At 69.0% G+C, this 19,848-nt stretch carries 17 protein-coding genes; 5 read left to right on the top strand and 12 right to left on the bottom strand.

Features of this window, described 5'->3' with window-relative positions:
- Positions 1 to 205: 205 nt before the first annotated feature.
- Positions 206 to 1,483, bottom strand: coding sequence for an ABC transporter substrate-binding protein (locus ACFWN7_RS06445; RefSeq protein WP_376937919.1), 1,278 nt, complete (start codon positions 1,481 to 1,483; stop codon positions 206 to 208).
- A 336-nt stretch (positions 1,484 to 1,819) separates the two neighbouring features.
- On the opposite strand from ACFWN7_RS06445, the gene ACFWN7_RS06440 reads away from it, so the two are divergent.
- Complete coding sequence (locus tag ACFWN7_RS06440) at positions 1,820 to 2,839, top strand: LacI family DNA-binding transcriptional regulator (protein ID WP_376937918.1); 1,020 nt, start codon at positions 1,820 to 1,822, stop codon at positions 2,837 to 2,839.
- A gap of 24 nt (positions 2,840 to 2,863) precedes the next feature.
- Here the strand turns inward: ACFWN7_RS06440 and ACFWN7_RS06435 are convergent, their stop codons facing one another.
- Positions 2,864 to 3,865 (bottom strand): sugar phosphate isomerase/epimerase family protein, encoded by a 1,002-nt coding sequence (locus tag ACFWN7_RS06435; protein WP_376937917.1) that lies wholly within the window; start codon positions 3,863 to 3,865, stop codon positions 2,864 to 2,866.
- 252 nt (positions 3,866 to 4,117) lie between these two features.
- Here ACFWN7_RS06435 and ACFWN7_RS06430 point away from each other — a divergent pair, with 252 nt between their 5' ends.
- The gene (locus ACFWN7_RS06430) at positions 4,118 to 4,762 is read left to right on the top strand and encodes a DoxX family membrane protein (RefSeq protein ID WP_376937916.1); all 645 of its coding nucleotides are present in this window, start codon (positions 4,118 to 4,120) and stop codon (positions 4,760 to 4,762) included.
- Here the strand turns inward: ACFWN7_RS06430 and ACFWN7_RS06425 are convergent.
- The 8 genes from ACFWN7_RS06425 to ACFWN7_RS06390 form a co-directional block, all read right to left on the bottom strand.
- Positions 4,747 to 5,925 (bottom strand): GDSL-type esterase/lipase family protein, encoded by a 1,179-nt coding sequence (locus ACFWN7_RS06425; RefSeq protein WP_376937915.1) that lies wholly within the window; start codon positions 5,923 to 5,925, stop codon positions 4,747 to 4,749. The genes ACFWN7_RS06430 and ACFWN7_RS06425 overlap by 16 nt on opposite strands.
- Positions 5,922 to 8,039: a hypothetical protein gene (locus ACFWN7_RS06420; protein ID WP_376937914.1), complete on the bottom strand. Its 2,118-nt coding sequence runs from the start codon at positions 8,037 to 8,039 to the stop codon at positions 5,922 to 5,924. The genes ACFWN7_RS06425 and ACFWN7_RS06420 overlap by 4 nt, the downstream gene beginning before the upstream one ends.
- Before the next feature lie 8 nt (positions 8,040 to 8,047).
- A complete protein-coding gene (locus ACFWN7_RS06415) occupies positions 8,048 to 8,860 on the bottom strand; it encodes a carbohydrate ABC transporter permease (protein ID WP_376937913.1) in 813 nt (270 codons plus the stop codon).
- A 3-nt stretch (positions 8,861 to 8,863) separates the two neighbouring features.
- Positions 8,864 to 9,805, bottom strand: coding sequence for a carbohydrate ABC transporter permease (locus ACFWN7_RS06410; RefSeq protein ID WP_376937912.1), 942 nt, complete (start codon positions 9,803 to 9,805; stop codon positions 8,864 to 8,866).
- Between the two features lie 7 nt (positions 9,806 to 9,812).
- Entirely contained in the window at positions 9,813 to 11,081 is a 1,269-nt protein-coding gene (locus ACFWN7_RS06405) for an ABC transporter substrate-binding protein (protein ID WP_376937911.1), read from the bottom strand.
- Positions 11,082 to 11,235: 154 nt separating this feature from the next.
- Positions 11,236 to 13,062 (bottom strand): class I mannose-6-phosphate isomerase, encoded by a 1,827-nt coding sequence (locus ACFWN7_RS06400; RefSeq protein WP_376937910.1) that lies wholly within the window; start codon positions 13,060 to 13,062, stop codon positions 11,236 to 11,238.
- The gene (locus ACFWN7_RS06395; protein WP_376937909.1) at positions 13,059 to 13,997 is read right to left on the bottom strand and encodes an ROK family protein; all 939 of its coding nucleotides are present in this window, start codon (positions 13,995 to 13,997) and stop codon (positions 13,059 to 13,061) included. Before ACFWN7_RS06395 ends, ACFWN7_RS06400 begins: the two co-directional genes overlap by 4 nt.
- 117 nt (positions 13,998 to 14,114) lie before the next feature.
- Positions 14,115 to 15,197, bottom strand: a complete 1,083-nt coding sequence (locus ACFWN7_RS06390) for a LacI family DNA-binding transcriptional regulator (RefSeq protein ID WP_376937908.1) — start codon at positions 15,195 to 15,197, stop codon at positions 14,115 to 14,117.
- Positions 15,198 to 15,403: 206 nt separating this feature from the next.
- Here ACFWN7_RS06390 and ACFWN7_RS06385 point away from each other — a divergent pair, with 206 nt between their 5' ends.
- A complete protein-coding gene (locus tag ACFWN7_RS06385) occupies positions 15,404 to 16,537 on the top strand; it encodes a DUF4185 domain-containing protein (RefSeq protein ID WP_376937907.1) in 1,134 nt (377 codons plus the stop codon).
- 113 nt (positions 16,538 to 16,650) lie between these two features.
- Here the strand turns inward: ACFWN7_RS06385 and rplL are convergent, their stop codons facing one another.
- Positions 16,651 to 17,040 (bottom strand): 50S ribosomal protein L7/L12, encoded by a 390-nt coding sequence (rplL, locus tag ACFWN7_RS06380; protein WP_127792363.1) that lies wholly within the window; start codon positions 17,038 to 17,040, stop codon positions 16,651 to 16,653.
- 86 nt (positions 17,041 to 17,126) lie between these two features.
- Positions 17,127 to 17,642: a 50S ribosomal protein L10 gene (rplJ, locus tag ACFWN7_RS06375; protein WP_376937926.1), complete on the bottom strand. Its 516-nt coding sequence runs from the start codon at positions 17,640 to 17,642 to the stop codon at positions 17,127 to 17,129.
- 560 nt (positions 17,643 to 18,202) lie between these two features.
- On the opposite strand from rplJ, the gene ACFWN7_RS06370 reads away from it, so the two are divergent.
- Together ACFWN7_RS06370 and ACFWN7_RS06365 are read left to right on the top strand one after the other, a co-directional pair.
- Positions 18,203 to 19,564 carry a S8 family serine peptidase gene (locus tag ACFWN7_RS06370; protein WP_376937906.1) on the top strand — a complete coding sequence of 454 codons (1,362 nt, stop codon included), beginning with the start codon at positions 18,203 to 18,205 and terminating at the stop codon, positions 19,562 to 19,564.
- On the top strand, positions 19,561 to 19,806 hold the full coding sequence (locus tag ACFWN7_RS06365; RefSeq protein WP_376937905.1) for a hypothetical protein: 246 nt from the start codon (positions 19,561 to 19,563) through the stop codon (positions 19,804 to 19,806). Before ACFWN7_RS06370 ends, ACFWN7_RS06365 begins: the two co-directional genes overlap by 4 nt.
- Positions 19,807 to 19,848 lie beyond the last annotated feature (42 nt).

Raw genomic sequence — 19,848 nt, 5'->3', positions numbered from 1 at the left:
GGCCCCCCGCGCGGGCGGGGGGGGGGCGGGCGAACCCGCGGGGCCCCCCCCACCCCCCGGGGGGGGCCGGGGGGGGGGCCGCCCCCGCCCCCCCCGCGCCCCCCCCCCTTCTCCGTGAGGGTGACCGGAGGAGCAGCGGACTGGGTCATTCACGCACTCCGTTCCTCATCCGGCCGATCCTCATCGAAGACATGATCACTTCACGTCAGGAGCCGTAGGCAGAGACCGCCGCGGCCTCCAGCTGCTGCTGCGTGCCGGCGATATCGGTCGGGTTCTCCAGGAACGAGATCATGATCTGCCAGAACCCCTGCCCGGGCGTGCCACCGAATGCGCTCGGCGTGAGGTCGGACATGTCGAAGCGGAACTCCTCGGCGCCCGTGAGCGCCTCGGCGATCTGCCGAGAGATGTCGTCGGGGTACAGCGAGGTGTCGACGCCCTGGTTCGGCGAGGTCATGCCGCCGTTCGGCACCCACACCTCGGCCGATTCGGGCGAGGCGAGGAACTGCATGAGCGCGGCGGTCACCTCGTCGTCGACGAATGCCACTGCCACGTCACCACCGCCGACGACCGCGGGAGCCGAGTCGTTGACCGCCGGGAAGTCGTAGAACAGCGCGTTCTCGCCGACCGTCGAGGTTCCCCCCTCAGCGATGAGCCCGGCGACGAAGTCGCCCTCGTACACGGTGCCCGCCTTGGGGTCCGCCCCGAAGACGGCGTCGACCGATTCGGGGAAGGTGCGCTGCGCCGCGCCGGGCTGCATCAGCGCCTGGTTGCCCCAGAGCGTGGCCAGCACTTCGAGCGCCTCGGTGACCGAGGGGTCGGTCCACGGGATCTCGTGGTTCGTGAGCTGGTCGTACATGTCGCCGCCTGCGGTGCGGAGGTACACGTTCTCGAACCAGTCGGTCAGCGGCCAGCCGACGTCGGCGCCGACCGAGATCCCGGCGTACCCGGAGTCTGCCACGAGTTGCAGCTGCTCCAGGAAGCCGTCCCAGTCTTCGGGCGCCGTCGCTCCGGCCTGATCGTAGAGGTCGGCGTTGTACCAGACCGTCGACTTGTTCGACGCTTTGAACCAGACACCGTAGGTCGTGCCGTCGACCGATCCGAGGTCGATCCAGCTCTCGGCGTAGTTCTCCTCGACTGCCGCGAGCGTGTCGTCGGAGAGCGGAATGAGCACGCCATCGGCGGCGAACTGCTGCATGAGCGCGGGCTGCGGCAGCATCGCGACGTTGGGCGGACTGCCGCCCTCGACCTGGGCGCCGAGCACGGTCGATGCGTTGTCGCCGAAGCTGGTGTAGTTCACGGTCGCGCCGGTCTGGGCCTCGAACTCGGCGAGCACCGCCTCGAAGTTGTCCTGTTCTTCGCCCGACCAGGCCGCGGCCACCTCGAGCGTCTCGCCCGAGAAGTCGCCTTCGATCTCAGCGGTGTCTCCGCCGCCTCCACCGCCCCCCGTGCATGCGGCGAGGGCGAGCACTGCTGCGCCGGTCATCGCCAGCGGCAACAGGATCCTGGATCTACGTGCGGATGTCATCGTGTGTCCTCCTGGCGTGATGCTGTGGTGTCGCAGGCGGGCCTGAGCACTGATCGGCGCAGTCCCGAGGAACCGGTTCCAGCCCCACGTTAGGACACCGGGACGAATGGTCACAAGCAGGGGAACGTAACGAAACGGACACCGTCGGCCCGCGCCGTTGCCGCCCCCGCGGAATGTCGAGCGTCGCGGCATCCGCGTCTCGACGACATCGCCGGCCCGAATCCGGAACCGGTTCCATGACGCGCCCGACCGCACTATGCTCTGGACGCGGAGCAACCCGTGGGAGGAGTCGGGATGGTCGCGATCCGGGATGTCGCGCGCCTCGCCGGCGTGTCGAAGGCGACGGCGTCGCGAGCCCTCTCCGGCCGAGGCCATGTGGCCGAGGAGACCCGCAGGCGTGTCGAGGCGGCGGCGGCCGCCGTCGGCTACATCGCCTCCCCCGATGCCGCCAGCCTCGTGACTGGACGCACGAAGAACGTCGGCGTCGTGATTCCCTTCGTGAACCGCTGGTTCTTCGGCGAGGTGCTCGAGGGCATCGAACGGGCGCTCCTCGGCGCGGGCTACGACCTGACGCTCTACAACGTCTCCGAGCGCGTGTCCGAGCGGTCGCGCGTCTTCGAGTTCTTCCTCGCCCGCAAGCGCGTCGACGCGGTCATCGCGGTCGGCGTCGACCTCGACGAGCGCGAGGTCGAGGTGCTCGACCGGCGCGAGAAGCCGCTCGTCTGCCTCGGCGGCAGCGGCGGAGGGGCGGCGCGTCTCGCCGTCGACGACCGCGCCGTCGGCCAGCTCGCCACCGAGCACCTGCTGCACCTCGGACACGTTCGCATCGCGCACCTCGCGGGAACGGGCGCTGCGCACCCGGAGAGCGTGCAGGGACATCGCCGCGACGGCTTCCTCGAGGCGATGGCGAACGCGGGTCTGGCCGGCGACGATACCCAGGTCGTCGAGACGGCGATGAGCCTGCCCGGCGGATACACCGGGGCACTGCAGCTGCTGGGGCATCCGCGGATCCGGCCCACCGCGCTCTTCGCGGCATCCGACGAGGTCGCCTTCGGCGCCGTCTTGGCCGCCGAACGACTCGGCATCGACGTGCCCCGCGATCTCTCCGTCATCGGCGTCGACGGTCATGAGTACGCCGAGATGTTCGACCTCACCACCGTCGAGCAGTACCCCGGTGACCAGGGGCGGATGGCGGTCGACGTGGTGATGCGGCTCCTGGGCGAACTGTCCGTCGCCGATCCGCTCCCCGACTCGGGTGCGCCGCTGCCGACCAGGCTCGTGGTGCGCGGGAGCACCACGAGCCCGGCGCGCTGAGCGGCGAGCGACCGTCGGTGGCAGTCAGCGCGTGCTGAACGCGGCGTCGAACGCGGCCTCGGGCGCCTCGAACGCGTTGCGCTTCACGAACTCGAGGGCATCGGGAGCACCGATGAGCCGATCCATGCCCGCGTCCTCCCACTCCACCGAGATCGGCCCGTCGTAGCCGATCGCGTTGAGCGCGCGGAAGCTCTTCTCCCACGGCACGTCGCCGTGACCGGTCGACACGAAGTCCCACCCACGGCGCAGGTCGGCCCAGGCGAGGTGCGAGCCGAGCCGCCCGTTGCGGCCGTTGCCGACGTTGAGCTTCACGTCCTTGCAGTCCACGTGGTAGATGCGGTCGGCGAACTCGAGGATGAAGTCCACGGGATTCAGCTGCTGCCAGACGAAGTGGCTCGGGTCCCAGTTCAGGCCGAACGCCTCGCGGTGGCCGATCGCCTCGAGGGTGCGCACGGTGGTCCAGTAGTCGTACGCGATCTCGCTCGGGTGCACTTCGTGCGCGAACCGCACGCCGACCTCGTCGAACACGTCGAGGATCGGGTTCCACCGGTCGGCGAAGTCCTGGTAGCCCGCGTCGACGAGTTCCTGCGAGACGGGCGGGAACATCGCGACGTACTTCCAGATGCTCGATCCGGTGAAGCCGACGACCGTCTTCACCCCGAGCTTCGCCGCCAGCCGCGCGGTGTGCTTCATCTCCTCGGCCGCACGTCGCCGCACGCCCTCGGGGTCGCCGTCGCCCCAGATGACGTCGGGGAGGATGTCGCGGTGTCGCTGGTCGATCGGGTCGTCGCAGACCGCCTGGCCCTTGAGGTGGTTGGAGATCGCGTACACCTCGAGGCCGTACCTCTCGAGCAGTGCGAGCCTGCCCGCGACGTACTCCTCGTCGTCCCAGCGCCACGGGTCGAGGTGATCGCCCCAGCAGGCGATCTCCAGCCCGTCGTAGCCCCAGCCGGAGGCCAGTCGTGCGACCTCCTCGAGCGGGAGGTCTGCCCATTGGCCCGTGAAGAGCGTGATCGGTCGTGCCATCGTTGCTGAACTGCCTTTCTCCGTTGTCTGCGTTGGAAGCGCCTGCGGCTCGTGGCCGGTGACGGCACCGTCGATGAAGTCTTTCACCTGGAGCCGGAGTCCATGCACGTTGATCCGCTGGACGCGCCGCCGCCGGTCCACGTACGCTCGCGGCATCCGCCCTCGGAGTGGAAGGAGTGATCGAGTCATGCCCACCGACCAGTACCACGAGCCGCCCAGCGAGCTTCCAGTGAGGTGCGAACCTTCGCCCGAATGTGCGCCAGCCTCGCCGAGGAGGCCGAGGCCATCGGCTGGTACGAGCAGCGCATCGCCGGTGCCGAGTCGGCCGTCAACCCCACGCGCCGGGCGGCAACAGGTGCCTACGGTGGGCGTATGGACACGGGAAAGCTGGTACTGCGACTCGTCGTCGGCGGCCTGTTCATGGGACACGGCCTGCAGAAGCTCAAAGGCTGGTTCGGCGGTCCGGGCATCGAGGGCACCGAGCAGATGATGGAGAGCACCGACATGCACCCGCCGAAGGCCAACGCCTACGCGGTCGCGCTGACCGAAACGGCCGGTGGCGCTGCCATCGCAGCAGGCGCCGCGACGCCGTTCGCCTCGGCCGGGCTCATCGCCACGATGCTCACGGCGATCGAAAAGGTGCACTGGAAGAAGGGGTTCTGGAACTCCAAGGGCGGCTGGGAGTTCAACGGCACGCTCATCGCCACGCTCTTCGCCCTGAGCGCGGACGGGCCGGGCACACTCTCGATCGACGCGGCCGTCGGCAAGCGGCGATGGGGCATCGGCTGGGGTGTGCTCGCCCTCGCGGCCGGGGCGGCCGGGGCGTACGGCGTGGTGAAGCTCGGCGAGCGAGGTGTCGGCGGGTCGGAAAACTCAGCCGATCAGCGAGACGGGTGATCGACGATTCCAGCGAGCGTCTGCGGAACGAGCACGAGGTCGGCGAAGCGCTCTCCGATGTGACGCTGGGCGTCGGGGCCCGGATGCAGGTTGTCGGGCAGAGGCATCCGCTCGGCATCCGCCCGGCCGTAGAGGTCGAGCCCGTCGAGGTACCGCAGATTCGGGTCGGTCGAGGCGCGGCTCGCGACGATCTCCGCGAGCGCGTCGCGGATCGAACGGAGCGACAGGCGGCCCGCGACCACATCGTCGCGGGTGCCGCCGGCGATGGACCACTCGTATGCCTTCGACGGATCCTGCACCGTCGGGCCGGCGGATTCCTCCACCGGCTCGCACCAGATCGGCGAGGCGACGACGATCGGGGTGTCGGGATGTCCGTCGCGGATCGTGTCGAGAAAGCCGTGCACCGCCGGGCGGAAGGCGCGCATCCGCATGACGTCGCCGTTCACGAGGTTGATACCGGCCTTCAGGCTGATGAGGTCGGCAGGGGCATCTCGCATCGTGCGGGCGGTGAACGCATCGAGCATGGCATTGCCCGAGAAGGCGACACTCGTGAGGTCGACGCCCGCCCGGAGCGCGGCGACGACGGGCCACGTTCCCGTCGTCGAGTCGGCACGGTAGCCGTGGCTGATCGAGCTGCCGTGGTGCAGCCAGCGCAGCGCCTCGTTGGCGGACGGGCGCGAGACCGGGGCATCCGCTCGCATCGCGATGAGCTCGACCTCGTCGGTGTAGGGCAGCCACAGCTCGAACTGGCGCTCGGCGCCGCCCAGCCCGGTGAAGCGCACCGTGACCGGCGGCCCCTGCACGACGTAGCCGAGCGGCCGCTCGAACGAGAAGACGTACCGAGACCCGGCCACCGCCGATGCGCGGGCGACCACGGCGCGGTCTTCAGTGAGCTCGTAGCGGCTCGGCGGCAACTGCACCGATTCGTCGGCCGCCATCCGCGTGGCCAGCACGTCGAGCTCGAGCACCGAGGCCGACGTGCGAAACGCGAGGCGGATGCCGGCGCTCTCGGCCGTGGTCTGCACCATGAATCGATCGGGCACCTGGGCGCGCGCCCACGCGGGCAGGCGCCGCGGCAGAAGGCCGCCGCGGGGAGTGCGATCGACGACGATCGCGCCGCGCACCTCGACGTCGTCGAGTCCGATCTCGCGCGGCTCCGTCATGCCCGCTCGACGACCTCGCCGTTCGCGTGCACGTCGACGAGCCGGTCGCCGACCCGCAGGCCGCGGAGCACGGCGGTGGCGTCGAGTGCTCCGACGCACCCGTTCACCGTGCCGAGCCCGTCGATCGAGGGGTCGACGCCGAAGAGCGACTCGATCACGAGGGCCACGTAGGCGCCCGCTGACGAGCACGCCCAGTCGATGATGTACGGCAGCTGCGGCGGCGCCTTGCGGGCACCGCCGTTGATCGCGGGCTGCGCCTCCTCCTGGAAGTGCGCCTGCGCGGGCGGGCCCTGGTTCGTCGAGCGGGCGAGGCCGGGCAGCCAGTCGAGGGCACGCTGCGGTTCGCCGAGCGCGACGAGCGACCGCGCGGCATCCGCGGGCCAGGCCGGGTAGGCGCCGTTCCACTGGTGGTCGGGTCGCACGCTGTAGCTCGCGTCGGCATCCCACGGCGAGAGCGACCGCAGCCACGCCGGCGTCTGCAGCTCGCGTTCGAAGAACGCGACCATCTCGCCGCGCGTCGACTCGTCGAGGTCGGCGGCGATCGTCGTGCCGACGATGTTGAAGTCGTAGCAATGCCGCACGGGCAGCCGCGAGCCGTCGGGCTGTTGCGCCGCGAAGTAGCCCTGGCCCGGCAGGTACAGGTCGACGACGGATGCCACGAGGGTCTCCGCCTCCGCGCGCAGCTCGGCGGCGGCGGGGCGGTCGCCACGCGCCTCGAGGATCGCCGCGGTCGTGCGCAGGTTCCACACGTTCGCCGCATTGAAGCTCGCGACTTCGTGCGTATACGAGCTCACGCACTCGAGGAGGTTGTCGATCTCGCCGTAGTCGGCGAGCGGCGAGTCGCCGCGCAACTCCTGCCACGCACGCGACCAGTACCGGAGGTGGTCGACGACGGGCCGCCCCTCCCCCGGTGTCTCATCGAGGTAGCCGTGATCGCCGGTGAAGCGCACGTAGTCGTTGACGAGCCGGGTCATCGCGTAGTCGTTCACCGAGTACCAGCGCCCGACCGGCCCGCCGGTCAGCGAGGATGTGCCGAAGTGCGAGTGCGTGTCGCTCGTGATCCAGTGGCTGAGCTGCCGCTTCATCGGTTCGGGATCGAGCAGCGCGTGCGTGATCGAGCTCAGGCTGTAGTCCCAGATGAACGTCGTCGTCGCCCAGTAGTTCGGCATGAGCGTGTCGTAGCTGCGACCGAGCACGTTGCCGGCGAAGTCGCGACGGAACCAGATGACGCCCAGCACACCCCACCAATAGAGCGTGCGCAGCGCTTCCGACGAGGTCTCGAGCACGGGCAGGTGACCCGAGAACTCGCCGTTGCCTGGCGTGAACGCGGCCTCGAGTTGCCCGTTCCAATACCGCTCGGAATCGGCGACGGATGCCGCCACATCCGCCGCCGCGGCGTCGAACTCGGCGAGCGCGGCCTCTCGCGTCGTGCCGATCGCGTGCACGTAGCCGAATCGCCCCGACGCGCCCGGCGGGAGCTCCAACACGACGGTCACATCGCCGCCGCGCCCAGTTCCACCGATGCCCACCTCGTACTCGTCGGGCGTTTCGGCGACACCACTGAGGCCCACGGATGCCGCGGTGTCGACCCCCTGCACGCTCCAGGCGCCGCCCGCCTCGTTCAAGAACACCAGCCGCGAGGCATCCGCCTCGACCGCGTTGCGCTCGCTCGGGGACTCGGCATCGAGCCACGCCTCGGCGGAGCGGGTGACCCTCGCCGCGAGCGAGAGCATCACGGTCACCGTGCGCGGCGCGTCGCCGGTATTCGTGATGCGCACGTCGATCGCGACTGCGGTGCGTCCCGGCACGCACACCGTGACGGTCTCGAGCTCGAGGCCGACGAGGCTCGCGCGTCGCACGACCCGGTCGGCCCGCCACTCATGGGTGACCGGTGCGCCGTAGGACTCGAAGATGCGGCCGTCGACGAACAGCACCGCGGTCTTCGCGAGGCCCTGTGCGACCGGCGGGAATGTCACCGCGCTGACGGCGGTGAGGTCGTGCTCCACGCGCACCGTGCCGAGGAAGTTCGTCAGCCCCGAGGGCGCGATCATGTCGTCGTAGTGGTGTGTGAGGGGATCGGCCGCGAGGTCCGCGACCGTGGGGATGAGCGACATCCGGTCTCCTAGTACTGCCCGAGCGCGAGGCCGCGAGCGAAGAACTTCTGCGTGAGGAGGAACAGCACGACCGTCGGCAGCGAGACGAGCACACCGGCGGCGAGCACCGTCGAGAGCTGCGCCCCGCCGTAGGTGCTCTGCATCCCGGCCAGGGTCGTGACGATGGGCCGCACATTGTCGGACTGGCTGAGCGTGAGGCCGACCAGCAGGTCGTTCCAGACGAACGTCGCCTGCAGGATGAAGATCGCGACGAGCGCACTCGAAGCCATCGGCAGGTAGACGCGGGTGAAGATGCGCCATGTCGTCGCGCCGTCGAGCACGGCCGCCTCAAAGACGTTGTGCGCGATGCCGGTGAAGAAATTGCGCATCACAAAGGCCGAGAACGGGATGGAGATCACTGTGTAGACGATGATCATGCCGAGCCGCGTGTCGAAGAGGCCGACCCGAGCGTAGCCGTCGAAGAGCGGCAGCAGCACCATCTGCAGTGGGAACACGGTGCCACCGAAGATGACGACGAACCACGCGAAACCGTGTCGCAGCCGCAGCGCGACGATGGCGAAGCCGGCCGCCGCGCCGACGAGCACCGCGATCGCGGGCGACACGAGGGCGTACAGCAGGGTGCTCAGCACACTGTCGCCGAGCCCCGACAGCTGCATCGCCTCGACGATGTTGCCGAAGAGCGAGAAATCCGTCGGAATCCACGACTCGGTCGTCGTGAAAGTGAGCGGCGATTTGCTCGCGTTGATCAGCAGCAGGTAGACGGGCACGAGCCAGGCGATGCCCAGCACGGCGAGGACGGTGGTTCTGAGAAGTCGCGTCATGATCTAGAACTCGTGCTTCTTCGACAACTGCTCGCGCAGGTAGAGGATGGCGGCCAGGAGCGTCACGACCGTGAGGAAGACCGCGATCGCCGATCCGAGCCCGTACTCGCTATTGACGAACGTCTCCTTGTACATCGTCAGGGCAAGGGTCTCCGACGCCCGGCCGGGTCCGCCATCGGTCATGCCGAGCACGATGTCGAACGTCTTCAGGCTCGCCACGATCGAGAGTCCGACGACGACCGCCGTGAGCGGGCGAAGCATCGGCCAGAGAATGCTCGTGAAGAGCCGCAGGCCGCGCGCGCCGTCCACCCGCGCCGCCTCAAGCGGCTCCTTCGGAATCGAGTTCAGTCCGATGGTGAACAGCAACGCGTTCACGCCGACGCCCTGCCACGCCGCGGCGACGATCATGACGACCGTGTTGAGCGGGGCATCCACGAGCCATCGCGGCGTGTCGGTGATGCCGAACACGGCGAGGGCCTGGTCGAGTGCGCCGTCGACCGACAGGATGAACGACCAGATGAGGCCGACGCCGATGCCCGAGAGCGCGTACGGGATGAGGAAGGGCAGGCGAAGCCACACGCCTCCGGGAAGGTTCCAGGTCAGGAGGGCGAGCCCGAGCCCGATGCCCACCGGGATGAGGAGCGTGCCGACGACCCAGAAGAGGGTGTTGAAGACCGATCCGAGAAACCCCGGGTCGTCGAACATCTCTGCGTAGTTCGCCAGCCCGACCCAGTCGGGGTCGCCGAGGCCGTCGTACTCGGTGAAGCCGAGGAATGTCGTCCACAGGAGGGGAAGGTAGAGCAGCACCGCGACGAGCAGCACGCCGGGGGCGATGAAACCCAGCCCGGCCCGATGGTACGGTCTCTTCCGGCGGGGACGGAGGCCCGGGGTCTCGGTGAGACCTCGGGCCACCCGCTCGCGTTCGGGCGTCTGAAGGATCGCCATTCGGGGATTACTCCTGGTCGGCCCAGTACTCGTCGGCCTCGGCCTGGATGGCCTCCAGGAACGGCAGCGGGTCGCTTGGGTTGGCGATGAACGCACCGAACTGCTCGAGCGCGACGGTCAGGATCGGCGTCGGCGTCGCTTCGAAGTAGCGGTCGTAGACGAGGTAGTCGTCGCTGGCGACCGTGCTGCCGAGCTCGTCGAGCATCGGGTCGGCGACCGTCGCCTTCGGGTTGAAGGCCACGTCGCCGCGCGCCTCGCTCCACGCGGTCTGCGCCTCGGGTGACATCCACCACTCGGAGTATGCGAGGCCGAGCGCCTTCTGCGAGGAGTTCTCGGCCACGCAGATGGGACCGGATTCCACGGCCACCGGCGTGCGCTCGAGGTCGGGGTTGGTGGCCGGGATGACGAACATGTCGTAGTCCTCGCCCGAGACCATGCCGGCACCGTCGAGCGAGCCGTTGAAGAACGAGCCGAAGTTGATCATCGCGTAGTCGCCCTGCTTGAGGCCTACGGCGGGGTCGACCGTGCTGCCCGCGTCGCTGAACCAGCCGGCCTTCTGCTGCTCGAGCCAGAGGTTCATGATGTCGACGATCTCGGGATCGGTGTACTTCACATCCCCCGTCGAGAGCCCCTCGTACAGTTCAGGGTCGGTGCCGGCGACCATCTGCTGGAACCACTGGAACGTGAAAAGGGTGCTCGTCTGGTAGTACGGCGTGATGCCGGCGGACTTCAACTTCTCGGCCGCGGCGTCGAGCTCCTTCCAGGTGGTCGGAACCGCGATGCCCTGCTCCTCGAAGATCTTCGTGTTGTAGTACATGACCCAGTACGCGATGTTCATCGGCACGCAGTACTGCTTGCCGTCGACCGTATAGGTCTCGCGGAGGTCTTCGCTGACCCAGCCTTCATCGACCGCGGTCGACCAGATGTCCGTCGTCTCTGCGATGAGGCCTTCGTCGACGAGCTCGGTGAGGGAGCTGCCGGTCTGCCACGTGAAGAGGCCAGGGCTCTTCTGGGTGCGGAAGGACTGCTTGATGAACGCGTCGTACTGGTTGGCGTCCGAGTATCCCGTGGTGCCGAGGGCGATGTCCACGGATGCCTCGCTGGTGGCGTTCAGCTCTTCGAAATCGGGCTCCCACGCAGCCTTGTTGGTGTAGAAGTCGAGCGTGCCGGTCGTTTCGCCGGAGTCGGCCGCGCTGCCGCCGGAGCAGGCACTGAGCAGCAGCCCCGATGCGGCCAGCGCGGCGATGGTTCCGATCCTGATGCGTCGTGATTTCACTGGGAACTCCCTTGTCCGTCTTTTGGTATCGTTACCAACCGCGATCGCCAAGGTATCAACGATACCCAGTCGCCGCAAGGCAACGGTTCGGTGTGGTGCTGCGATGCTGTCGTTCAGGTGGTGCAGGTGGTGCCTGGTTGCGTCGTGGCCCTGTTCAGTTGTCGGTCATGGTGGTCCCGCGCACGTATGCCTTGACGGTGGCGAACCGTTCACTGCGCGAGCGCTCGGTGCGGCGGATGACGTACGGCCCGACGGCGGCGGGCACGATGAAGGTCTCGGCATAGTGCACGAGGTACGGCTCGAAGGCGCCCGTCGGGCTCACGATCTCGACCTCGTCGCCCTCCACCAGGTTGAGCACGTTCACCGTCCCGTCGGTGTCGTGCGCCGCCTCGTCGTCGAACCAGTGCCGGCGCACCTCGATGAACTCGAGCTCGTGCAGCCCTGTGCGCTCCTCGACGAGGCCGGGCTCCCGCCGGAGCTCCTCCACCTGGCCGACGAGGTTCCGCTCGACCCACTCGGTGTCGCGTTCCCACTGGATGTTGCGCTCGCCGTGATCGAGGTGCACCGGTCGCGGCACCCCGTCGAGGCCCACGCGACCCCAGTCCCAGAGCTTGAAGGTGAAGATGAACGGCGTCGCCGAGATCTCGAGCACCATCGAATCGGCGCCCGAGCAGTGCACGGTGCCGGCCGGGATCGCGAAATGGTCGTGCTTCTTGGCCGCGAACACGTTCACGTAGCGCTCGGCATCGAACGGCGGCCCGCCGTCGGCCGCCGCTCGCAGGGCCTCGACCATCTCCTCGGGATCGACGCCGGTCTTCGCACCCAGGTACACCACGGCCTCGTCGGAGGCGTCCAGCAGGTAGTAACTCTCATCCTGCGTATAGGCCATGCCGAAGGAGTCGCGGATGTAATCGGTGAGCGGATGCACCTGCAGCGAGAGATTGCCGCCGCCCATCGTGTCGAGGAAGTCGAACCGGATCGGGAACTCAGCGCCGAAGCGCGCGAAGGTCTTCTCGCCGAGCAGGTCTCGGGGCCGCATGAGCACGAGGTCGAGCGCCGGGATCTCGACGACCCTCCCACCGGCCTCGAGCAGCAGCGAGTTCTCCTCGGGCACGCAATCGAAGCACCAGGCGTAGTTGCTGGCCGATGGGTCGAGGTCGAGCGTGCTTTTCATCCACTGCCCGCCCCAGACACCGGGGTCGAAGAACGGCACGACACGGAACGGCGCAGCGGATGCCGCGGCAAGCGCACCTCGGAACGCGTCGCCCTCGACGGCGCCGGCGACATCGTGTGGGGCATTTCCGTCGACGAGCAGGTCAACGCGGTCGAAGAGCGAGCGCTTGTGACGGTCGGCCGCGCGCCACTCCACGAAGAATCCGCGCTTGTACTTGCGGAGCGCATCCTCGTCATCGTTTCCCGCACGCCAGTTGGGTGCGCCGGCACGTTGCCGCTGCTGAATCTCCCATCGGGCGAGGTCGACGAGCACGAGAGCGTCCGCGCTGCACTCGAGCGCCGCATCCGCCCCCCAGCCGACGACGAACGTCGGCGCCGTGCGCCGCCCCAGCGCCCCGCGGAACGCTGCGACGCGCGCTCGGTCGTAGAACTCGTCGACGGTGAAATGACTCATGATGCCGAACACCCGGTCATCGGTGAGGTTGCGCCCGATGAGCGCCTCGATGACCTCGCTCGGAAGGGCGGCGCGGTCTTCGAGGTCGATGACCTCGGCGTCGGGGATCGCCGCGTCGATGCGCTGACGAATCGCGGCGACGTCACCACCGGGGTAGACGTCGACGGCGACGAGCGGGGGCCGGCCGCCCGCCCTCGAGCCGGCGATCTCGAGCGCGCGTCGCCATGCATCGTCGCCGACGAGGATCTCGGCGCCGGTCGGCAGAGCGATGGTCGGCAGCTTCACGTAGCTGCTCTCCCCACCCGCCATGTACTCCTCGAGCGTGAGTTCGCCGTCTGGATCAACGTGGGTCATGGATCTTCCTTGCTGGTGCGGGATTCGAATGCGAGCACGGCGAGCCCGCGCAGCACCGAGAGCGCGGGCTCTTCCGGCGTCACGAAGCTCGGCCTGAACGATGACGACCAGAGGTGCTCGTGCACGTAGTCGACGAGGGCGGGGAGCACGACGTCTCCTGATCGCATGACGCCGCCGGTGACGACGACGACCGTCGGGTCGAATGCGAGGCACTGCGAGACGACGACTGCGCCCCAGATGCGGACATAGCGGTCGAGGATCGCGGCGGACTCGGCTTCGTGCCGAGTCTCGACGAGGTCGCGGATGCCGAGCTCCCCCGCCGTCTCGAGCCGGAGGGCGAGCTCGGCTCCGACCGCGACCGTCCCGCGCCCGACCGCGTCGCCGAGCGCCCAGGTGCTCGCGAGCGCCTCGGCGCAACCGAGGTTGCCGCAGGGGCAGCGGGGTCCATCGAGATCGACGGTGACATGCCCCGAGAGCACGCCGGCGTGGCCATGGGCCCCACGGATGACGCGTCCATCGATCGCGGCCGCGGTGCCGATGCCCGTGCCGAGCGCGATCAGCACGGCATCTCGCGTGCCGCGCGCGCTGCCGCCGGCCATCTCGCCGACGAGCGCCGCGCGAGCGTCGTTCTCGACGACGGCCGGCACGCCGAAGCGGCGTTCCGACCACTCGGCCAGGTCGACTCCATGGAGCTCGGCGTACTTGCCGTGCGCGGCCACGAGTCGGCGCGCCTCGGGATCGACGATGCCCGGAACGGCGATGGCGACGCCGTCGGGGCGCCCGCCTCGCAGCATCCGCTCGGCAGCGATGGTCACGTGATCGAGCACGACCTGACCATCGGCCGCGCCGAGCTCCTCGGAGTCGATGAGGCGCCGCCCTTCGAACACTCCCGATTTGACGGCCGTGCCGCCGAGGTCGATGGCGAGTTGCATCATGCGCCTATCCTCCTCGTCGTCGGCGTGCGCGCTTTGGTAACGTTACCATAGCGAAGCCCACCGCCCGAGGCAAGCCGAACGGCCGACTCGAGCGGGTGGCGCTCGGCGGCAGGCCGGTCAGTCGGCCGGCGCGGATGTCGGCGACGAGGACGGCGATGGCGACGGCGACGGCGACGGCGACGAGGCGAGCGTCACCGGCATCTCAACGAGGCGGGCCGGCGCGCGTCGGCCGCCGGGGCTCAGCCGGGAGAGCAACAGGCGCGCGGCCTCACGACCGAGCTGACGCGCGTCGTGGTCGATCACGGCGACCGGCACGGGCATCAGCTCGGCGAGCTCGAAGTTGTCGAAGCTCACGATCGCCGGCAGTTCCGCGACATCCGCCCCGTCACGCAGCCGGCGACCGATCTCCTTCAGGGCGCCCACCGTGTTGCGGTTGTTCGCACTGAACACCGCCGTCGGGGCGTCGTCGAGGTCGAGCAGGTGTCGCATGGCGGCGCGCGCCGAATCCACATCCTGCTGCTCGCGCTGTACGAGCCGCGGATCGGGCTCGAGGCCGCGTTCGCCGAGCGCACGCGAGAACCCCTCGTACCGACGCTGCCCGGTGAAGACCGAGCGCACGTTGCCGAGAAATCCGATGCGGCTGTGCCCCGCGTCGAGCAGCGACTTCGTGCCACGGTACGCACCGCCCACGTCGTCGAGCAGCACGGCATCGACGTCGAGGCCGTAGACGCGACGCGACGCGAGCACGATGGGAATGTCGCCGAGCCGCTCGGGCTGCAGGTGGTCGGATGCTCCGCCCGACGGCACGAGCACGAGGCCCTCGACCTGGCGACCGATGAAGTCGGCGATGAGCTGGCGCTCACGTCCGGGGTCTTCGCCGGTGTTGCCCAGCACGATACGTCGCCCGTACTCGGCGGCGACCTCCTCCACACCGAGCGCGAAGTTGCCGTAGTAGGGGTTGCCCAGGTTCGTGATGGCGACGCCGATCAGGCCGCTCGATTGCCCCGGCCGCAGACTCCGCGCGTTCTCGTTGCGGTGGTAGCCGAGCTCGCGCACGGCGGCGAGCACCTTCTCCTGCAGGTCCGGTCGCACATTGACGCCACCAGCGAGCGTTCGCGACACCGTCATCGGGCTGACCCCGGCGTGCACGGCGACCTCTTTGATCGTCGGCGGCCGGTCGCCGTGGCTCACGTCGGACATCTGGTTGGTTCCTCCCGCACGCGGCCTCCGGTTTGGCCGCTCTCACGCTACTACCGCGCCGCGCGGCTGTCGTTCGCGCCGCACCAGCCGGCCTTGTCGGCGGTGGGACCCGCTGCTACGCTCCGCTCTTGGTAACGTTAACAGGGATTCGGTGCTACCGCAGCGGTCCCCCGGATCCGGCGACGACGCCGGAAGGGAGCTCCACCATGCTTCGACGACCCATCCCCCGCGCGGGCCGGCTCGGATTGATCGCGGCGGCCGGTGCCGTCGCGCTCGTGGCCACCTCGGCCCCGCTCACCGCGACCGCGGCCGCCGACTGCGCCCGCATCTCGGCATCCGTCAATGAAGAGTTGCGCGACCGCTTCGGCGACTACGGCGACACCGCAGGCCGCTGGACCGGCGCCGATTCCGCCTACAGCGTTCCGTTGCCCGACGGCAGCATCGCGTGGATCTACTCCGACACCTTCCTCGGCGAGGTGAACGAGAGCCATGGGCGCCCGCTCGACTCCCCGTTCGTGCACAACTCGATCGTCGTCGATGATGACGGCGAGCTCACGACCCACACGGGCGGTACTCTCGACGCGCCGGAGTCGCTCGTCAAGGTGGCCGGCGCCGACGAGGGAAAGAACTGGTACTGGTTCGGCGACGCCACTGTGCACGGCGACGAGCTGCAGGTGATGCTGGTCGAGTTCGTGAAGACCGGCGACACCATGTGGGACTTCGCGTTCGCAGGCAACGGCGTCGCGACCTTCGACGCGTCGACCCTCGAGCTGCGCTCGGTCGATGACCTCGCCACGGACGGCGTCAACTGGGGATCCGCGATCTACGAGGATCCTGAGGCCGGCTACACCTACGTCTACGGCGTCGAGGACCTCCAGTCGCAGAAGTTCGCCCATCTCGCGCGAGTCGCGGGCGGCGACCTGGCCGACGGTGCGTGGGAGTACCTCGGCGACGCGGGATGGTCGACCGATCCGGCGAATTCGAAGCGAATCCTCGAGGGCGTGTCGAACGAGTTCAGCGTCAGCAAGTACCAGGGCCGCTACACGCTCGTCACGGGCGACGCGACGGAGGCGCTCAGCGCGAGCATCGTGATGTATCGCAGCAAGAGCCTCGAGGGCCCGTTCACCGGCAAGACCGAGCTGTACCGCACCCCCGAGACGTCGGGCAACGTCTTCACGTACAACGCGAAGGCCCACCCCGAGCTGGGCAACGGGCACACGCTGATGATCACCTACAACGTGAACAGCTTCGACACGAACGACCTCTACGAGGAGGTCGACAACTATCGGCCGAGGTACGTCGACGTCGACGTGAAGGTCCGCAACGGGCACTGCTCCTGACCTGCCTCGAAGACGACGGATACCCCGTGGCCGTCTGAGTCGGCCACGGGGCATCCGTGTATTCAGGTGACGCAGGTCACCTCGAGCTGCGGCGCTCTCGCGAGCGCACGCGACTACTTGAGGGTGACGGTGGCGCCGGCCTCTTCGAGCGCGGCCTTCGCCTTGTCGGCGGTCTCCTTGTTCGCGCCCTCGAGCACGGCCTTGGGAGCACCGTCGACGACGGCCTTGGCCTCGCCGAGGCCGAGCGAGGTGAGCTCGCGGACGACCTTGATGACCTGGATCTTCTTGTCGCCGGCAGCCTCGAGGACGACGTCGAAGGAGTCCTTCTCCTCGACCTCTTCGGCAGCGGCGCCGCCTCCGGCGGCAGCAGGGCCGGCAACGGCGACCGGGGCGGCCGCGGTGACCTCGAAGGTCTCCTCGAACGCCTTGACGAACTCCGAGAGCTCGATGAGGGTCAGGCCCTTGAACTGCTCGAGCAGCTCTTCAGTGGACAGCTTCGCCATGATTCTTCTCCTTAGATTTCTTGGTTACTCACCGCGTGCCCTTCGACAGGCTCAGGGACCGACTCTGCAGACCGGCCCAGGCCCGTTCAGGCAGCGGACTCCTGCTTCTCACGCAGCGCGTCGACCGTGCGAACGGCCTTCGACAGCGGTGCGTTGAACAGATATGCGGCTCCGAACAGCGAGGCCTTGAAGGCACCGGCGAGCTTCGCCAGCAGCACTTCGCGGGACTCGAGGTCGGCGAGCTTGCCTACCTCTTCGGCGGTCAGGGGCTTGCCATCGAAATAGCCGCCCTTGACCACGAGGAGGGGGTTCGCCTTGGCGAAGTCGCGCAGCCCCTTCGCGACGGCGACCGGGTCACCATGCACGAACGCGATCGCCGACGGACCCTTGAGGTCGTCGTCGAACGAGGAGATCCCGGCGTTGTTGGCCGCGATCTTGGTCAGCGTGTTCTTCACCACGGCGTAGCTCGCGTCCCCACTGATGGACTTGCGCAGCGTCTTGAGCTGGGCAACAGTGAGGCCGCGGTATTCGGTCAGCAGAACGGCGGTCGAGCTCTCGAACAGGTTCGTGAGTTCGGCAACCGAGGCTTCCTTGTTCGCCATGGCCACTCCTTGTGTCTTCAACGTGCATCGCGGTGGCGGTGCACGGCCTCGGAGCGCTGGCCTGTTCTGGTGAACACAGCTCGTGGAGAAAGAAAAGAGCTCCGGCGCAGTTGCGCGGAGCTCGGCCGGATCACCCGGAAGTCTTCGTCACACCTGCGCGGGCACTTGCTTTCGCAAGACTTCGGTCGCTCTGCCTGGGCAGCACGACAACCAGCGGTCTTCGGCTCCGTCAAGGCTAGCGGATGCCGCGTGCGCGGCCAAATCGACGCTGAGCCACCCCGCCGTCCACGCCCCTGTCCCCGTCCTCCCGGTTCGGAATTCAGGACGCGCCCGGCGCCTCAGGCACGACACGCCGCGGCGGGACCACGACACGCCGGGAGGGTTCCTGAATTCTGACATCGGAATGGAGCGGGCGCGGCCAGCCGGGACTAACATGAGGATGCCTCAGTGTGTCCCCCGATGCGGCGTCATCCATACCGATCGAGACTGTGCCCAGTGCGGGCGTCGCGCCTCGAATTCCCCGTGGCATCCGACGACGCCCCTGAACGAAGGAACCGATCATGAACACTGACAGCGCCGTCGGACGAGTGCCCGAAGGACCGACCGGGCGGCAGATCATCACCTTCGCCCCGGTGGACGACGCGACGGCCACCCGCGAGCTCCGCGACGTCGCCGGCTTCGACATCGGCGCGCCCCGCGGGCTCGACGACCCCGCCGCCGCAGCGACAGGCGACGTGTACCTCGAGGAGCTCGGGATCGCCGTCGTCGACTCCGCACCCGAGCAGCTCGGTGCGCTCTCGCGTGCGGTCGGGGACTCGGCGAGCCCCATCCTCGCCGTGGAGCCCGAGGTCTACGTGTACCCGTTCGACTCGATCGACGCGCCGCCGGCGGTCGACTACGAGGCCGACGACGACACCGACGCGGAGGAGGACGAGGTGGACGCGGCGCAGACGTATGTCGACACCGACACCTCCACGTGGGGCCTCAAGGCCGTTCGCGCGATTCCGCCGATCCTCTCGACGGCCCCATGGTCGGGCTACGGCATGAGGATCGCGGTGCTCGACACGGGCATCGACCTCGATCACCCCGACTTCGCCGGGCGCGTGCTCGCGAGCCAGTCGTTCATCCCGGGGCAGCCCGTGCAGGACGGCCACTCGCACGGCACGCACTGCGCGGGCACGGCCGCCGGTCCGAAGGTGCCGTCGGGCACGCAGCGACGCTACGGCGTCGCGCACGGCGCCAGGCTCCTCATCGGCAAGGTGCTGAGCGACCAGGGCAGCGGCACGAGCGGCCAGATCCTGGCGGGCATCCAGTGGGCGATCCAGCAGGGCGCGCACGTGATCTCGATGTCGCTGGGCTCTGCCGTCGCGGTCGGCCAGCCGCACTTCACGTACTACGAGCAGGCAGCCACCGCGGCCCTGAATGCGGGGTCGCTCATCGTCGCCGCAGCAGGCAACAGCGGGTGGGCGCCGGTCGGCGCACCGGCCAACAGCCCCTCGGTGCTCGCGGTCGCGGCCCTCGACCAGGCGCTCCAGCGCGCCCCGTTCTCGTGCGTGGGCCTGAACGGCAACGGCGGCGAGGTGAACATCGCGGCGCCCGGTGTCGCGACGTACTCCACCGTGCCCGTGTCGAAGGGCTCGTACGGGGTGAAGAGCGGCACGAGCATGGCGACCCCGCACGTCGCAGGCGTCGCGGCAACGCTCGCCCAGAAGACCGGCCTGCGCGACCGGGCGCTCTGGCAGGAGCTGGTGCGCACGGCGGAGGCGCTTCCGCTGCCCGCCCTGGAGGTCGGGGCCGGGCTCGCCGTGGTACCCACGCGGCGCCGCCCGATCTGGTTCTACCGCCCCGTCCCGTGGCGGCCGGGCCCGGTCGTCGACCCCGGCCCGATCGAGCCCGTCCCGGTGGCACCGAAGGACCGATGATGGGCGAGCCGGATGCCGCGAACGACCGGGTGCACGTGACGGTGCAGGGCCGCGGCGTCGACGACGCGCTTGCAGAGCTGCAGGGCGCCGGACTCGAGGTGGACGAGACGCTCGGCGACCTCGGCATCGTGACCGGTCGCGCGGCGCCCGACGCGGTCGAACGCATTCGCGGCCTCCCGGGCGTCACGGTCGAGCCGGAGAGCGACGTGCAGCTGCCGCCGCCCGAGGCGCCGGTGCAGTAGCGCGCCGACGCCGGCATCGCCGGAGGCCGGGTCCGTCTCGAC

This window comes from Agromyces sp. NPDC058484, assembly GCF_042720415.1.
Taxonomy (GTDB): Bacteria; Actinomycetota; Actinomycetes; order Actinomycetales; family Microbacteriaceae; genus Agromyces.
This window is presented reverse-complemented; position numbering and strand designations above follow the sequence as displayed.

What these genes read in the sequence shown, in the direction of transcription:
- ACFWN7_RS06390 (WP_376937908.1), bottom strand. Translation starts at nt 15,197, where the DNA reads ATGTCCGACGTGAGCCACGGCGACCGGCCGCCGACGATCAAAGAGGTC.
- ACFWN7_RS06440 (WP_376937918.1), top strand. Translation starts at nt 1,820, where the DNA reads ATGGTCGCGATCCGGGATGTCGCGCGCCTCGCCGGCGTGTCGAAGGCG.
- ACFWN7_RS06430 (WP_376937916.1), top strand. Translation starts at nt 4,118, where the DNA reads ATGTGCGCCAGCCTCGCCGAGGAGGCCGAGGCCATCGGCTGGTACGAG.
- ACFWN7_RS06395 (WP_376937909.1), bottom strand. Translation starts at nt 13,997, where the DNA reads ATGATGCAACTCGCCATCGACCTCGGCGGCACGGCCGTCAAATCGGGA.
- ACFWN7_RS06365 (WP_376937905.1), top strand. Translation starts at nt 19,561, where the DNA reads ATGATGGGCGAGCCGGATGCCGCGAACGACCGGGTGCACGTGACGGTG.
- rplL (WP_127792363.1), bottom strand. Translation starts at nt 17,040, where the DNA reads ATGGCGAAGCTGTCCACTGAAGAGCTGCTCGAGCAGTTCAAGGGCCTG.
- ACFWN7_RS06435 (WP_376937917.1), bottom strand. Translation starts at nt 3,865, where the DNA reads ATGGCACGACCGATCACGCTCTTCACGGGCCAATGGGCAGACCTCCCG.
- ACFWN7_RS06415 (WP_376937913.1), bottom strand. Translation starts at nt 8,860, where the DNA reads ATGACGCGACTTCTCAGAACCACCGTCCTCGCCGTGCTGGGCATCGCC.
- ACFWN7_RS06370 (WP_376937906.1), top strand. Translation starts at nt 18,203, where the DNA reads ATGAACACTGACAGCGCCGTCGGACGAGTGCCCGAAGGACCGACCGGG.
- ACFWN7_RS06425 (WP_376937915.1), bottom strand. Translation starts at nt 5,925, where the DNA reads ATGACGGAGCCGCGCGAGATCGGACTCGACGACGTCGAGGTGCGCGGC.
- ACFWN7_RS06385 (WP_376937907.1), top strand. Translation starts at nt 15,404, where the DNA reads ATGCTTCGACGACCCATCCCCCGCGCGGGCCGGCTCGGATTGATCGCG.
- ACFWN7_RS06420 (WP_376937914.1), bottom strand. Translation starts at nt 8,039, where the DNA reads ATGTCGCTCATCCCCACGGTCGCGGACCTCGCGGCCGATCCCCTCACA.
- ACFWN7_RS06400 (WP_376937910.1), bottom strand. Translation starts at nt 13,062, where the DNA reads ATGACCCACGTTGATCCAGACGGCGAACTCACGCTCGAGGAGTACATG.
- rplJ (WP_376937926.1), bottom strand. Translation starts at nt 17,642, where the DNA reads ATGGCGAACAAGGAAGCCTCGGTTGCCGAACTCACGAACCTGTTCGAG.
- ACFWN7_RS06445 (WP_376937919.1), bottom strand. Translation starts at nt 1,483, where the DNA reads ATGACCGGCGCAGCAGTGCTCGCCCTCGCCGCATGCACGGGGGGCGGT.
- ACFWN7_RS06410 (WP_376937912.1), bottom strand. Translation starts at nt 9,805, where the DNA reads ATGGCGATCCTTCAGACGCCCGAACGCGAGCGGGTGGCCCGAGGTCTC.